Genomic DNA, 13412 nt, shown 5'->3' with positions numbered 1-13412 from the left:
AAGTATCGTTGAGCAGAGTGGAAGTCTAAAACACCCATTCAAATCACACTTTATGGTAAAATAAAGAAAGCGATATCATAAGGAGGTTTAATATGTTGGAACATCGACTAGATAAAGTATTAACGAAATTTACTGAGAAGGGTGCTGCAGGTGTAGCCCTATCTGTCAGAAAAGAAAATCAAACTTTATACGAAAATTACTTCGGTTATGCAGACCTACAAAAGGAAAAAACAATAAAAGATAATACGATTTATCGGATTTATTCGATGTCAAAGTTAGTCACTTGTGTTGCTGGCTTGCAGTTATTAGAAAGCGGTGACTTTTTATTAACAGATCCTTTATCCGATTATTTACCAGAATTTAAAAATATGAAAGTATTAGAAAATGGAAAAGTAATAGAAGCTGAAAGGGATATTTTAATCAAAGACCTTTTTACAATGACATCAGGTATTACATATGGTGGGGAAGCAACAGAAGTGGAAAAATTGACTAGGCAAGTGATGGCTGAGATAAAAGAAAAAGAAGTAAAAGAACACACGTCGAAACTAAGAGAGTTATCGATCGCTTTGGCTAATAATCCATTGGAATTTCATCCTGGATCTCACTGGAAATATGGTCTTAGTCATGATGTTATCGGAGCATTAATAGAGGTAATTACAGGAATGTCATTAGGAGCATATTTGCACCAAAAGATTTTTCAGCCACTTAAAATGAATGATACCTTCTTTAAGATACCTATTGCTAAGAAAAACCGACTAGCAAAGATATATGATCGACAGGATAATGGACAATTAGTTGAGAATACTTGGATAGATAGTGATGCAGAACCACTTACTGTTTTTGAAAGTGGTGGTGCAGGTTTGCACTCTACTTTGGAAGATTATCAGAAATTTGCCCATTGTCTTGCACAAGGTGGTACCAGTGAAGGTGTTACGTTACTAAGTAACAACACCATTCAATTAATGGCTCAAAACCATTTACCTGAAGAAATGATACCCGAGTTAGGCTGGAATTACGATAATGGCTATGGATACGGATTAGGTGTTAGAGTGATGATCGATCAAGCGAAAGGTGGAAGTAACAGTACATTAGGAGAGTTTGGCTGGTCTGGTTTAGCAGGCACCTATGTCTTTATCGATCCTAAAAAACAATTATCAGCAGTTTATATGCAGCAGATGTTACCAAATTTCGAGACGTATCATCAGCCTAGAATCCGCAACATTATTTATGGAAGTTTAAACTAAAAGGGAGGGAGATAATATGGCTTTAATAAAATGCGACTTTTTTTCTGAAGTATTAACAATTAGCACATCAATGACAGTTATTTTACCTGAAGAGACATCTACACAGATCGGACTAAAAAACAATCGAAATGAAGGTAAAATCCCCACTCTATACTTGTTGCATGGTTTTAGTGATGACCATACGATCTGGACAAGAAGAACCTCGATTGAAAGGTATGCAGCAGAGTATGGAATTGCAGTGGTAATGCCACAAGTTGATCATAGTTTTTATGCGGATATGGAATATGGTAAGAAGTATTGGACATTTATTTCAGAAGAACTCCCTAGAATTGCAAGGTCTTTTTTTCCGTTATCATCAAATAGAGAAGACAATTTTGTTGCAGGTCTATCGATGGGAGGATATGGTGCATTTAAATGGGCGCTAAGAAAGCCACAGGATTTCGCAGCAGCAGCAAGTTTATCTGGAGTATTAGATATCGCTAATCATGTGAATTCAGTTCAACAGGAAGAAAACCCAGTTAATGCAGCGTTATTCCATGTGTATGGTGATTCATCTTTAAAAAATACGGAAGAAGATCTATTTTATTTAATCCGTCAGTTGCGAAAAACTGGTGAATCGATTCCTAAGTTATTTCAGGCTTGTGGAACGGAAGACTTTTTATGGGAAGATAATAAAAAGTTTCATCAATATGCGGAAGAAATGGACTTGCCATTAGCTCATACTTTTACAAAAGGAACACATGAGTGGGGCTATTGGGACGAAAAAATTCAAGAGGTACTTGCTTGGCTCCCGATAAGAAGTCGGTAAAAATAAGCAGGAGGACAAATGCAAATTCTTTCATTGCGTTTGTCCTCTTTCTTCATAAAATTATTCGTTCACAATATCAGAAACAATCTGATACGATTTCTTTCTTGCCTCGTGATCATAAATTTGCGAATTAATGATGACTTCATCTGCTTCGGTTTCTTCGATAAAGGCCGCTAATTTTTCACGTACAGCATCTTTATCTCCAATGATCGTAGTTTTACTATTAACCGACTTCTCAACGGAGGCTTTTTCGTAGATGGACCACTCGTTATCAATATCGTCGATTGGTGGCTGCAGTTCGGACGGTGCACCACGAATCAATGACAAGAATTGTTGTTGTTGTGACGTTGCTAACCATTTAGCTTTCTCGGTAGATTCAGCGGCAATAATGTTGACACCAACCATTGCAAGTGGTTTACTAAGTTGATTTGATGGCGTGAAACGTTCACGGTAAATTCGAAGTGCAGGTATCGTATAATCTGGTGAAAAGTGACTAGCAAAGGCAAAAGGTAGACCTTTTTCCGCAGCTAAACGTGCACTAAAATCACTAGATCCAAGCAACCATAAAGGGACATTAGCTCCTTTACCAGGTACCGCTTTTACTCTAGCAGTTCCCTCGAAGTAGGTTTCTAACTCTTCGACTTGATTAGGAAAATCATCTGGACTGCTATTTAATGTTCGTCTTAATGCAAATGCTGTTGCCTGATCGCTTCCGGGAGCACGTCCTAAGCCTAGATCAATACGGTCTGGATAAAGCGCATCTAATGTACCAAATTGTTCTGCGATAACTAAGGGAGCATGGTTGGGTAACATAATACCACCAGCACCAACTCGTATTTTTTTTGTATGACTGGCGATATGACTTATGACAAGTGATGTAGCAGAACTGGCAATCCCAGGCATATTATGATGTTCAGCCAACCAATACCGGTGATAACCTAGGTGTTCAGCATGGATTGCTAAATCTGCACTGTTTTGAAAGGATAACGAAGCACTTTTTTTAGCTAAAACAGGTGCTAAATCTAATATAGAAAATTTTACATTTGAAAATGGTTTCGACATAAAATCACTCCTTAATTTACTTGAGCATGTAAGAAATGATACGCTTCAAGATAAGAAAGGTCTACTAATTTGCTCGAGCGCAAGGAAAACATTTAATTTCAGCACTGTAGTAACACGATGAAGTAAAAATCTTCTCTAAAGGTGGGATATTATTCAATTAAAAAGAATCTATGAGGAAGTAAGCAGTAAAGATGGTTGTAGAATTTTGGTGGATCGTGTTTGGCCAAGAGGTGTTTACAAAGAGAATGCACAATTAGATGTATGGTTAAAGGAGATTGGTCCATCTACAAAGTTAAGAAAATGGTTTGGCCATGATCCAGATAAATTTCAAAGCTTTAAGCAAGCGTATGTAGAAGAATTACAAACAGATTCAGAAAAAAAAGAAGCCTTAGAACAGCTGAAGAACTATTATCAAAAGCAAAATGGAGATATTACGTTAGTATTTGCAACGAAAGAGTTAAAGTATAATCATGTAGTTATCTTAAAGGAATTATTGACTAAATAAAAAACGCTTATGCCTAAGCATAAGCGTCTTTTCTATAAAGAGCTAAATTAGTTTTTTTCTACGTTAGCTGCTTGTGGTCCACGGTTACCTTCTTCGATGTCGAAAGTTACGCTTTGACCTTCTTCAAGTGTTTTAAAGCCTTCGCCTTGGATAGCAGAGAAGTGAACGAATACATCGTCTTGTCCTTCAACTTCGATAAATCCAAAACCTTTGTCTGCGTTAAACCATTTTACTGTACCTTGTACCATAATTCTTTTCCTCCTAGTGTGAACCGATCACACAAATGTATTACTATTCTTGCTCTTGCCTCAAAACGAAAACTTAACGTTACGATACTTGAAGGTGTCATCGAACAAAATAGCTACATTTATTATAGCAAGTGAATAATGAAATTGCAAGGGCAGGCACAAAAAAATTCATAAAATTGTTGTATTTCATGAAACTATTTTATTGAAATTTGTCTTCATGTATACGATAGAAGAACTTTTTAACGTTACAATATACCTCGTCCGAATATGAAAAGCTTTATTTTAATGTTGAAAGATCTTCACTCTGTAAGGCATCAGTGTTATTCCCGCCAGGTGGAACGATCGGATATACATTTACTTCTTCTTCGATAACGAAATCTAATAGTGCTGGTTGATCGTTAGAGAAAGCTTTTCGAATAATTTTTATCGTTTCTTCATAACTAGTAGCACGATAACCACTGATGCCAAAGCTTTCAGCAACTGAAAGAAAATCGGGTGAAGTTATTTTGACTTGTGAATATTTGTTTTTGTAAAATAACTGTTGCCATTGTCTAACCATTCCAAGATAACCATTACGCAATATGATTACTTTTACATTTAATTTATTTTTAGCGACATGATATAACTCTTGAATATTCATCTGAATGCTGCCGTCTCCTGTAAAACAAACAACCGGGTGATTTTTACCACTAACAGCTGCTCCTATTGCTGCAGGTAAACCGTACCCCATGGTCCCAAACCCACCAGAGGTTAACAATTGACGAGGACGGTTAAATGGATAATGAAGCGCAGTCCACATTTGGTGCTGTCCAACATCTGTTGCGATAACTGTATTTTCAGGAGAAAAACGATGAACTTCGCGTATGATTTCATCTGGTTTTAGTAAATTGGTAGAATTCGAAAATTGAGGAGAAGTTTTTTTCCATTTGATAACTTGCTTTCCCCAATGATTTGCATGAAAATCAGCTAGTCTATCCACAACCATTGTTAGGACTTTCTGAATGTCTCCAATAACTGGTAAGTCCACAGTTACATTTTTATTAACTTCCGCCGGATCGATCTCTATCTGTATCTTGATTGAATTAGGAGAAAAGCCTTTTGTTTTTCCAGTAATTCGATCACTAAAGCGGATACCCAGACAAATTAGTAAGTCACATTGATGGACTGCTCTATTCGCAGCATATGTTCCGTGCATACCAACCATGCCTAAATGCAACGGATTCTCAACACCGATGGCACCTAAACCCATTAATGTACTTGTAAAAGGTATTTGTGTTTTTTTAATAAAATCATTTACAATACTGCTCGCTCCTGAACGGATGACTCCTCCTCCAATTAAAAGAATAGGTTTTTTTGCCTCGTGTACTTGGTGGATGATGTTATCAAGCTGTTTTATTGGAATTTGTGCTTCCACTCTCTCTATAGATGAAAGCTGTTTAGACTGAATGGTAATTACACTTTCCTCCATAAATAAACTACTTGAGAACTCAATAATAACAACGCCTTTACGACCACTTAAGGCTAATTTGTTTGCTTCTTCAATGATACTAGAAATATTTTCAGGACGTTTAAGATGAAAATAATGCTTGCAAATAGGTTTAGTAATTGTCTCAACATCCAAAGATTCATCTGTGTATTGATTTTTTTGGATAAAAACAAGCAGAGGTATCCCATCTATTTGGGCAGTTGAAATACCTGTCACAGCGTTAGTAATTCCGAAATCAGTGGTAACAAAAGCCACTCCTGCTTTTCCAGTCGCACGAGCATATCCATCTGCCGCATGTATTATAGATTGTTCATGTGTTAGTTGTTGATGATGAAAACCTTTTTCTTTGTTCAGAAATATCGATTGGTAAACAGAGCCAAACACGGTGTCACAATTTTCGTTCTTGAATGATTCAATAAATAGCTGACCGCATTGGTTTTGAAAAGTATTTTGTACTCTTTGCACTATAAATCATCCCCCTTTGTACATTCTCCTTCTTTGGCACGGTGTAATCGTCGTCACTGTTGATGCCTTACTTATTGTAAGGTGATTTAGAGTATTCAGCAGTGATTTTTATCACGAATCTTACTATTGGTTTAATCTTTTACTTTCCTTCTTTTGAAAAAATAACTTGCGTGTTATTTGGATTTTTAGTATTATGATATGATGGAAAAAACGAGCTATTTGAAATGAGGGATTTTACATGAAAAGCTCTATTTATTCATTAACATTCGATCAATTAAAAGACTGGCTTGTAACACATGGACAAAAAAAATTTCGTGCTAAGCAAGTTTGGGATTGGTTATATAAGAAAAGAGTAGACAGATTTGAAGAAATGTATAATTTAAATAAAGATTGTCAACTAGTATTAGAAGAAAACTTTCATTTAGGGTCTTTAACAGAAGAAATAAAACAGGAATCCAAAGACGGCACGATAAAGTTTCTATTTAAGTTAACAGACGGGAACTTAATTGAGACGGTCTTAATGAAGTTTAGTTATGGTTACTCTGTTTGTGTAACAACTCAAGTTGGATGTAATATAGGTTGTTCATTCTGTGCTAGTGGGTTACTTACCAAAAATAGAGATCTGGATGCTGGAGAAATTGTCGAGCAAATTATGAATGTCCAGAAGCATCTTGATACAAAAGGTAAAGAAGAACGTGTCAGTCATATTGTAGTTATGGGAATAGGAGAACCGTTTGATAACTATGATAATACGATGGACTTTTTGCGAATTGTCAATGATCAGAATGGTTTATCGATTGGCGCGCGTCATATAACCGTTTCTACTAGCGGACTAGCTAAACGAATATATGATTTTGCCGATGAGAATTTACAAGTGAACCTAGCTTTATCGTTACATGCACCCAATAATGAGTTGCGGACTAGAATCATGAAAATTAATAAGGCTTTTCCATTGGAGAAACTGATGCCAGCTATTGATTACTATTTGGAAAAAACAAATCGTCGAATTACGTTTGAATATATTTTATTGAAAGATGTTAATGACCATAAGGAAGAGGCAAAGCAACTTGTAACTTTGTTAAAGGATAAGAGACATTTATCTTATGTGAATTTGATTCCTTATAATCCCGTAGATGAACATAATCAATATGATCGAAGTGAGAAAAAAGCGATTTTAGACTTTTATCAAGTACTATTAGAAAATGGTATCAATTGTGGTGTTAGAGTTGAACACGGAACAGACATAGATGCTGCCTGTGGTCAACTTCGTAGTAAACAAATTAAAAAAGATAAACAAAAAGCATAAGAAGCTGGTATAAAAACAACTTTTAAGTAAAAAATCCAAACGAATTGACATTGAACCGTTTGGATTTTTCTGCGTATAAGGAGTTGCTACGTTTATTGAAGTATTAAGAATCGGGAAGAATCTGTTTTCGATTCTACATGTGGGATTTTGTCACAATAATCTCACAAGATTAATTTTTCAAGTAAACACCCAAGAATCACAAGTCGAAGCGTATAGTGATAATCCGATCACAGAAATTATCTTCGAAGGCGCACCGACGTTTATCACCGGCATGCGTTTCATCTCGGTACACCGGAGATGGCCCATGTGTCGATTCGGGGACATTTAGCAAAAGACTTTAAGACATTGCTACACCATCATGCAAAGCACATCGATGAATACCGGACGTTATCTGTGCGTGATAAATAACGGGTTTCTTTTTCGTGGAAATGTGGTATACTAAGTAATAAGAAAAGACATATTAAAAAAGGCCGCAGCGGTAACTGCGGTCCCTAGATACCCATCCTTTGAATAGGGGATTGGCGTTATCTAGTATGTGACTAGAAAATAGCCCTTACCCATTTGACTAGAATAGGGGGCTATTTTTTTGCGTTTAAAATAGCGACAACGACAGCAATTAGCGCAATGATCATCGTCGTAAACGAGATCATGAGTGTCAAAGCCTGAAACGTCGTCATGGCATCACCCCCTTTGGGGATAACACCAACCACCCTATTCGTTTGGTACAAGTTGTCGAATGAGTACCTATTCTCTATTATACCATATATTACCGTTTATCTCCTTTGTTTTTTATTATGAATTACTGTGATAGCAAGGATTGTAATCGTTTTGTTGATTATATTTAATCATGAAATGCCATTGTGTATTGCATATAGCGATGCAGAGAATACTAGTGCGTCAAATGAAAATATGCCTGGATCTCCTTCTCCGATCGACCTATCCAACCAATGCGTCTGCTGTAATTGGAAGGTTTGGAAATGTGAATAACTGTTAGATCGGAAAGAGGTATTCAAGCGAATACCTCTTTTTTTTGTATTAAAATGCAATAAACAGAAAACATGTTTTATGTAAAAAATTAACTGTTATACTTAAATTATATTTGATGTTTTTAAAAAATTGCAACGTTAATTGGAGTTAATCGTCTTATTATTAGAGGGAGAATAGAGGGGTTTCATTATGCGATGGGAAAAACCATTCGATTATATTGAGAAAGTTTATCACGAAAATTATTTATTTTTACGGAATTTTCTTATAGGTTTAACCAAAAATGAAAATGTTGCAGAAGATATTCTTCAAGATCTATTCACTCGTATTCTATTTAATCCTGAAAATATTTTTAAGGTGACGTATACCAGAAGCTGGTTGCTCACATGTGCTAAAAATGCATTCCTCGATTATCACAAAAAAAAGAAATCCGTTTTATTAAACGATGAAGAATTAATCGAGCAATTACTTATAGAACCAACATCGACAGAAAAAGAAGTATTAGTGAACCATCAATTAGAGACATTATTGAATACATTAGATCCGATTGACAAGGCGATTATATTGGCGAAAGAATATTATGGTTATAGTTATTTAGAAATGGAACACCTTTTCAATTTAACGACACCAAACCTTAAATCAAAAGTATTTCGTATCAAAAAGCGACTGGTAAAAATGGAGGTGAAAAAATGAACGGTGAAGAAAAAATTCATACACTTGTTCAAGAATTACTGTTTTTGGAGGAAGAGGTAGATGAGACCGTAAAAGGTATTATTCATGACCATGTGAATACTTGTGAGGAATGCCGTCATTTACGCACAGACATTAAAAAAACCGAAATACCAACTATTGATAACAGTTCGAGTAAGGCCCATATTACGCCTTTGAAAAGTTTAAGAAAATTAAATATAGGGGTATTGGTCTTTACGATACTTGTAAGGATCGGTGTTCTTTTGTATATCGTCTTTGGAAATTCTTTTGAAACGTATCCTTCTTTATTTGAAGATGTGTTACAAGCGAGCATTACGATATTTTATCTTCCGTCCGCCATTTTTCTGTTGCTACTCACGTATATTTTTTTAAAACCCAAAATCTTTGTAGGCTTTCTAGTGTTTGACGTTGGCGTTCTTTTGTTTGGTAGTCAATTTATTTCTTATTTCATATAAGGAGGGTACGTATATGTTGTTCGTTTATATTTTATTTGGTTTTTTTCTGGGGTTAAATGTTTTGTTTTACAGTTATCTGAAAATCAATAAAACAAATTTTTTATTTATACCCCCCATCATCGTCTTTTTGTTAGCGATCCTTTGTACTGGGTATGGGTTACTAAGCACAGATAATGGTTGGGAAGGGATGACCTATGGCATTATTGGTTTTGGTATCGTTCTTTCTTCTATTATAGGTGTAGCATTAGTACCTGTTTTGTACAAATATAATACTAATTCACTCGATAAAAAGATAAAGAGGTACACGATGATCATTTTAGGTGTATGTTTCATTCTGTGTTTTATATTTGTGTGGTTCCCTGGGTTAATTAGTTTTTAGGAAAATAATGAAGATGATTAATGCATCATTATGTTCGTTACAATAGAGAGTAGTGTCAGAATAGGGGTTCTCTATTAAGATGTGAGCACTAGGAATGGTTTTTTTACAGTAAAAAAGCATTCTCGACAATCTGTCGACACCTTTTCATAGGGTGTCGGTTTATTTATTTACATGGCATGGAAAAGTGGATCTTCAGGAAAAACGAATTCCATAGGAGTGGATGCGAATGTCTACGCTAGTTAAAAATCTACAATAGATGCAAGAGCTTAAATAAAGGTTACTACCGTATTATGTAAACGAAATACTTATAAAAAGATCAAAATGATAGCTGTAACAGCAGTTGTAGAATCCATTTAGAGCGAGCGCGACCACTTTCACTCCTGCGGGATGTTAAGCGAACTTTGCTTGATATGGAATGGTAAGGCGTCTTCTTGACAAATTCGAGACTATTCTTTACACTATCAGAAAGTAAAGCCGATTAACTATATACATTATATAAATAACGATGAAGAGGAATAGTAGTAAATGGTATAGGTGAAGAGAGGTGACGGTTGGTGAGAGTCACTCCTATACATTACGAACTCGCCTCAGATGTTATAGAAGTGAAATCTAGTAGCTTTTGTCGTTTTCCGCGTTAAGGAAATGAAGTGAGTGTTAGTCTGATAACACTAATGTTGGGTGGTACCGCGGGAATCTCTCTCGTCCCATTATGGGATTAGGGGGATTTTTTTGCGTTCAAGAACATATGTTTCAGTTTTGCGTAATATAAAGCTTATTTATTGGTTTGAAGGAGGATGCGAGAAATGTCGTTTGATCATATTAAAATTGAAGAAAAATGGCGCAAATATTGGATAGAAAATAAAACATTTAAAACAAATACTCAATCGGATAAGGAAAAATTTTATGCACTAGACATGTTTCCTTATCCATCAGGTGCTGGTTTACATGTTGGGCACCCAGAAGGGTATACAGCTACAGATATCTTATCAAGAATGAAAAGAATGCAAGGCTATGAAGTATTGCATCCGATTGGGTGGGATGCTTTCGGTTTACCAGCTGAACAGTATGCTTTAGATACTGGAAATGATCCAGCAGCATTCACTGAAAAAAATATCAACACTTTTCGACGTCAGATTCAAGACTTAGGTTTCTCTTATGACTGGGACCGCGAAGTAAATACAACGGATCCTGATTATTACAAATGGACGCAATGGATATTTTTAAAGTTATATGAGAAGGGCTTAGCTTATATTGACGAAGTACCTGTCAACTGGTGTCCTGCCTTAGGGACAGTTTTAGCCAATGAAGAGGTTATTGATGGAAAAAGTGAGAGAGGCGGACACCCGGTTGAAAGAAAGCCTATGAAACAATGGATGTTAAAAATTACTGCATATGCAGATCGCTTACTAGAAGATTTAAATGAGTTAGATTGGCCAGAGAGCATTAAGGATATGCAACGTAATTGGATTGGACGATCAGAAGGTGCAGAAGTAACTTTTAAGATTGAAAGCCATTCAGACTCTTTTACGGTATTTACTACTAGACCTGATACACTGTTTGGGGCGACATATGCTGTTTTAGCTCCGGAACATCCATTAGTAGAAAAAGTTGTTACCAATGAACAACAACAAATAGTGGAAGACTATATTGATAATGTAAAAACAAAGAGTGATCTAGAAAGAACCGATTTAGCTAAAGATAAATCAGGTGTCTTCACTGGTGCATATGCCATTAATCCAATTAATGGGAAAAAACTGCCTATTTGGGTAGCGGACTATGTGTTAATGACTTATGGATCAGGAGCTATTATGGCAGTACCTGCACATGATGAACGAGATTATGAATTTGCTCAAAAGTTTCAATTAGAAATTGTGCCTGTCTTAGAAGGTGGCAATGTAGAGAAAGAAGCTTTTACAGGTGATGGTCCCCATATTAATTCAGACTTCTTGAACGGACTAAACAAAGAGGACGGTATTGCAAAAGCGATTGAATGGCTTGAGTCAAATGGAGTTGGTGAACGTAAAGTAACCTATCGACTACGCGACTGGTTATTTAGTCGCCAACGATATTGGGGTGAACCAATCCCGGTTATCCATTGGGAAGATGGTTCAATGTCTGCTGTTCCTGAAAGTGATTTACCAATCGTTCTTCCGAAAACAGATGAGATTAAACCTTCAGGAACCGGTGAATCACCGTTAGCCAATATTGAAGATTGGGTAAACGTAACTGACCCCAAGACTGGAATGGCTGGACGTCGTGAAACCAACACCATGCCACAGTGGGCAGGAAGTTGCTGGTATTTCTTGCGTTATGTCGATCCGGATAACTCGGAAGAACTAGCGGATTTTGACACATTAAAAGAATGGTTACCGATTGATGTATATATTGGCGGAGCCGAGCATGCGGTATTACACTTGCTATATGCTAGATTTTGGCATAAGTTTTTGTATGATATCGGTGTAGTACCAACAAAGGAACCATTCCAAAAATTGTATAACCAAGGAATGATCCTTGGTGAAAATAATGAAAAAATGAGTAAATCAAAAGGTAATGTAGTGAATCCCGATGAAATTGTAGAAACTCATGGTGCAGATACTCTACGTTTATATGAAATGTTTATGGGACCATTAGATGCTTCTGTTGCATGGTCAACAAACGGATTGGATGGCGCTAGAAGGTTTTTGGATCGAGTATGGAGATTGCTTGTAACAGATATTAATCAATTAACAGAGAAAGTTACTGAGCAGGATCGATCAGATGATTTAGAAAAAGTCTATCATGAAACTGTAAAAGTAGTAACGCAAAATTTTGAGGATTTACGTTTTAATACAGGTATTTCACAAATGATGGTGTTTATTAATGAAGCATACAAAGCAAAAGAGATACCTAGAAATTATGTGGAAGGTTTTGTGAAGTTATTATCTCCAGTAGCTCCACACTTAACAGAAGAGATTTGGCAGTTACTAGGTCATGACGGAACACTATCCTATGAACCTTGGCCGATATATGATGAAACTAAATTAGTACAAGATGAAGTGGAAATTGTCATTCAAATTATGGGGAAAGTCCGTGCTAAAATGATGATTGATAAAAATGCTTCGAAAGATCAAATAGAACAAAAAGCTTTAGAGTTAGATGCTATAAAAGAACGCATTGAAGGGAAAACGGTTCGAAAGATAATCGTTGTTCCTGGGAAACTAGTGAATGTTGTAGCTAACTAAAAGCCTACAAAAGCCATCCGTGAATAGGATGGCTTTTGTTAATTATAGTAGTGTATAGAATATATAAGTTTGAAGAACAATACTAATTGAATTATGAAAATTTAATTTTATCTTGACTTTTTATAAAAAAGTCTGTAACATATGAAAAGTTGACTCGTTATACGAGTTGAATTGTTATTGACAATAATAGATGAATTTGATATAATTCATTTGTCGCTTTAATGACATTGATCTTTGAAAACTGAACAAAACAACCAGTATGATAAAAACATGAAACAAGCCAGTTTAACAACTGTGCGCAAGACAACTTTTATTGAGAGTTTGATCTTGGCTCAGGACGAACGCTGGCGGCGTGCCTAATACATGCAAGTCGAGCGCGGGAAGCGAACGGAATCCTTCGGGAGGAAGTTCGTGGAACGAGCGGCGGACGGGTGAGTAACACGTGGGCAACCTGCCTGTAAGACTGGGATAACCCCGGGAAACCGGGGCTAATACCGGATAATACATGGTTTCGCATGAAACCATGTTGAAAGATGGC

12 protein-coding genes, 1 rRNA gene and 1 other annotated feature are annotated in these 13412 nt (G+C 36.2%); of the genes, 9 read left to right on the top strand and 4 right to left on the bottom strand.

Annotated elements, in window-relative coordinates:
- The first annotated feature begins 92 nt into the window (after nucleotides 1–92).
- On the top strand, nucleotides 93–1244 hold the full coding sequence (locus BUC25_RS17750; RefSeq protein WP_139251861.1) for a serine hydrolase domain-containing protein: 1152 nt from the start codon (nucleotides 93–95) through the stop codon (nucleotides 1242–1244).
- Between the two features lie 16 nt (nucleotides 1245–1260).
- Complete coding sequence (locus BUC25_RS17745) at nucleotides 1261–2052, top strand: alpha/beta hydrolase (protein WP_073203215.1); 792 nt, start codon at nucleotides 1261–1263, stop codon at nucleotides 2050–2052.
- Between the two features lie 60 nt (nucleotides 2053–2112).
- On the opposite strand, the gene BUC25_RS17740 is transcribed toward BUC25_RS17745, so the two are convergent.
- Nucleotides 2113–3114, bottom strand: a complete 1002-nt coding sequence (locus tag BUC25_RS17740) for an LLM class flavin-dependent oxidoreductase (protein WP_073203214.1) — start codon at nucleotides 3112–3114, stop codon at nucleotides 2113–2115.
- A gap of 208 nt (nucleotides 3115–3322) precedes the next feature.
- Here BUC25_RS17740 and BUC25_RS17735 point away from each other — a divergent pair, with 208 nt between their 5' ends.
- A complete protein-coding gene (locus BUC25_RS17735) occupies nucleotides 3323–3619 on the top strand; it encodes a DUF488 domain-containing protein (RefSeq protein WP_425292881.1) in 297 nt (98 codons plus the stop codon).
- Nucleotides 3620–3666: 47 nt separating this feature from the next.
- Here BUC25_RS17735 and BUC25_RS17730 read toward each other — a convergent pair whose 3' ends face one another.
- On the bottom strand, nucleotides 3667–3867 hold the full coding sequence (locus BUC25_RS17730; RefSeq protein ID WP_035726336.1) for a cold-shock protein: 201 nt from the start codon (nucleotides 3865–3867) through the stop codon (nucleotides 3667–3669).
- A 277-nt stretch (nucleotides 3868–4144) separates the two neighbouring features.
- Nucleotides 4145–5818: a biosynthetic-type acetolactate synthase large subunit gene (gene ilvB / locus BUC25_RS17725; RefSeq protein WP_073203212.1), complete on the bottom strand. Its 1674-nt coding sequence runs from the start codon at nucleotides 5816–5818 to the stop codon at nucleotides 4145–4147.
- Nucleotides 5819–6056: 238 nt separating this feature from the next.
- On the opposite strand from ilvB, the gene rlmN reads away from it, so the two are divergent.
- Nucleotides 6057–7124, top strand: coding sequence for a dual-specificity RNA methyltransferase RlmN (rlmN, locus tag BUC25_RS17720; RefSeq protein WP_073203211.1), 1068 nt, complete (start codon nucleotides 6057–6059; stop codon nucleotides 7122–7124).
- A gap of 578 nt (nucleotides 7125–7702) precedes the next feature.
- Here the strand turns inward: rlmN and BUC25_RS19640 are convergent.
- On the bottom strand, nucleotides 7703–7801 hold the full coding sequence (locus BUC25_RS19640; RefSeq protein ID WP_244535212.1) for a putative holin-like toxin: 99 nt from the start codon (nucleotides 7799–7801) through the stop codon (nucleotides 7703–7705).
- 499 nt (nucleotides 7802–8300) lie between these two features.
- On the opposite strand from BUC25_RS19640, the gene BUC25_RS17715 reads away from it, so the two are divergent.
- The 5 genes from BUC25_RS17715 to BUC25_RS17695 form a co-directional block, all read left to right on the top strand.
- Nucleotides 8301–8801 carry an RNA polymerase sigma factor gene (locus BUC25_RS17715; RefSeq protein ID WP_073203210.1) on the top strand — a complete coding sequence of 167 codons (501 nt, stop codon included), beginning with the start codon at nucleotides 8301–8303 and terminating at the stop codon, nucleotides 8799–8801.
- Nucleotides 8798–9274, top strand: a complete 477-nt coding sequence (locus tag BUC25_RS17710) for a hypothetical protein (RefSeq protein WP_073203209.1) — start codon at nucleotides 8798–8800, stop codon at nucleotides 9272–9274. The genes BUC25_RS17715 and BUC25_RS17710 overlap by 4 nt, the downstream gene beginning before the upstream one ends.
- Before the next feature lie 13 nt (nucleotides 9275–9287).
- Nucleotides 9288–9653 carry a hypothetical protein gene (locus BUC25_RS17705; protein ID WP_073203208.1) on the top strand — a complete coding sequence of 122 codons (366 nt, stop codon included), beginning with the start codon at nucleotides 9288–9290 and terminating at the stop codon, nucleotides 9651–9653.
- A gap of 496 nt (nucleotides 9654–10149) precedes the next feature.
- Nucleotides 10150–10363: a binding site (T-box leader), on the top strand.
- A gap of 93 nt (nucleotides 10364–10456) precedes the next feature.
- On the top strand, nucleotides 10457–12874 hold the full coding sequence (gene leuS / locus BUC25_RS17700; protein ID WP_073203207.1) for a leucine--tRNA ligase: 2418 nt from the start codon (nucleotides 10457–10459) through the stop codon (nucleotides 12872–12874).
- 309 nt (nucleotides 12875–13183) lie between these two features.
- Nucleotides 13184–13412, top strand: a 16S ribosomal RNA gene (locus BUC25_RS17695); the annotation flags it as partial.

It is taken from the genome of Gracilibacillus kekensis, assembly GCF_900143085.1.
Taxonomy (GTDB): domain Bacteria; phylum Bacillota; class Bacilli; order Bacillales; family Amphibacillaceae; genus Gracilibacillus; species Gracilibacillus kekensis.
Note: the sequence above shows the minus strand (reverse complement) of the source record. Positions and strands in the feature narration are given on the sequence as shown.

What these genes read in the sequence shown, in the direction of transcription:
- BUC25_RS17750 (WP_139251861.1), top strand. Translation starts at nt 93, where the DNA reads ATGTTGGAACATCGACTAGATAAAGTATTAACGAAATTTACTGAGAAG.
- BUC25_RS17745 (WP_073203215.1), top strand. Translation starts at nt 1,261, where the DNA reads ATGGCTTTAATAAAATGCGACTTTTTTTCTGAAGTATTAACAATTAGC.
- BUC25_RS17740 (WP_073203214.1), bottom strand. Translation starts at nt 3,114, where the DNA reads ATGTCGAAACCATTTTCAAATGTAAAATTTTCTATATTAGATTTAGCA.
- BUC25_RS17730 (WP_035726336.1), bottom strand. Translation starts at nt 3,867, where the DNA reads ATGGTACAAGGTACAGTAAAATGGTTTAACGCAGACAAAGGTTTTGGA.
- rlmN (WP_073203211.1), top strand. Translation starts at nt 6,057, where the DNA reads ATGAAAAGCTCTATTTATTCATTAACATTCGATCAATTAAAAGACTGG.
- BUC25_RS19640 (WP_244535212.1), bottom strand. Translation starts at nt 7,801, where the DNA reads ATGACGACGTTTCAGGCTTTGACACTCATGATCTCGTTTACGACGATG.
- BUC25_RS17715 (WP_073203210.1), top strand. Translation starts at nt 8,301, where the DNA reads ATGCGATGGGAAAAACCATTCGATTATATTGAGAAAGTTTATCACGAA.
- BUC25_RS17710 (WP_073203209.1), top strand. Translation starts at nt 8,798, where the DNA reads ATGAACGGTGAAGAAAAAATTCATACACTTGTTCAAGAATTACTGTTT.
- BUC25_RS17705 (WP_073203208.1), top strand. Translation starts at nt 9,288, where the DNA reads ATGTTGTTCGTTTATATTTTATTTGGTTTTTTTCTGGGGTTAAATGTT.
- leuS (WP_073203207.1), top strand. Translation starts at nt 10,457, where the DNA reads ATGTCGTTTGATCATATTAAAATTGAAGAAAAATGGCGCAAATATTGG.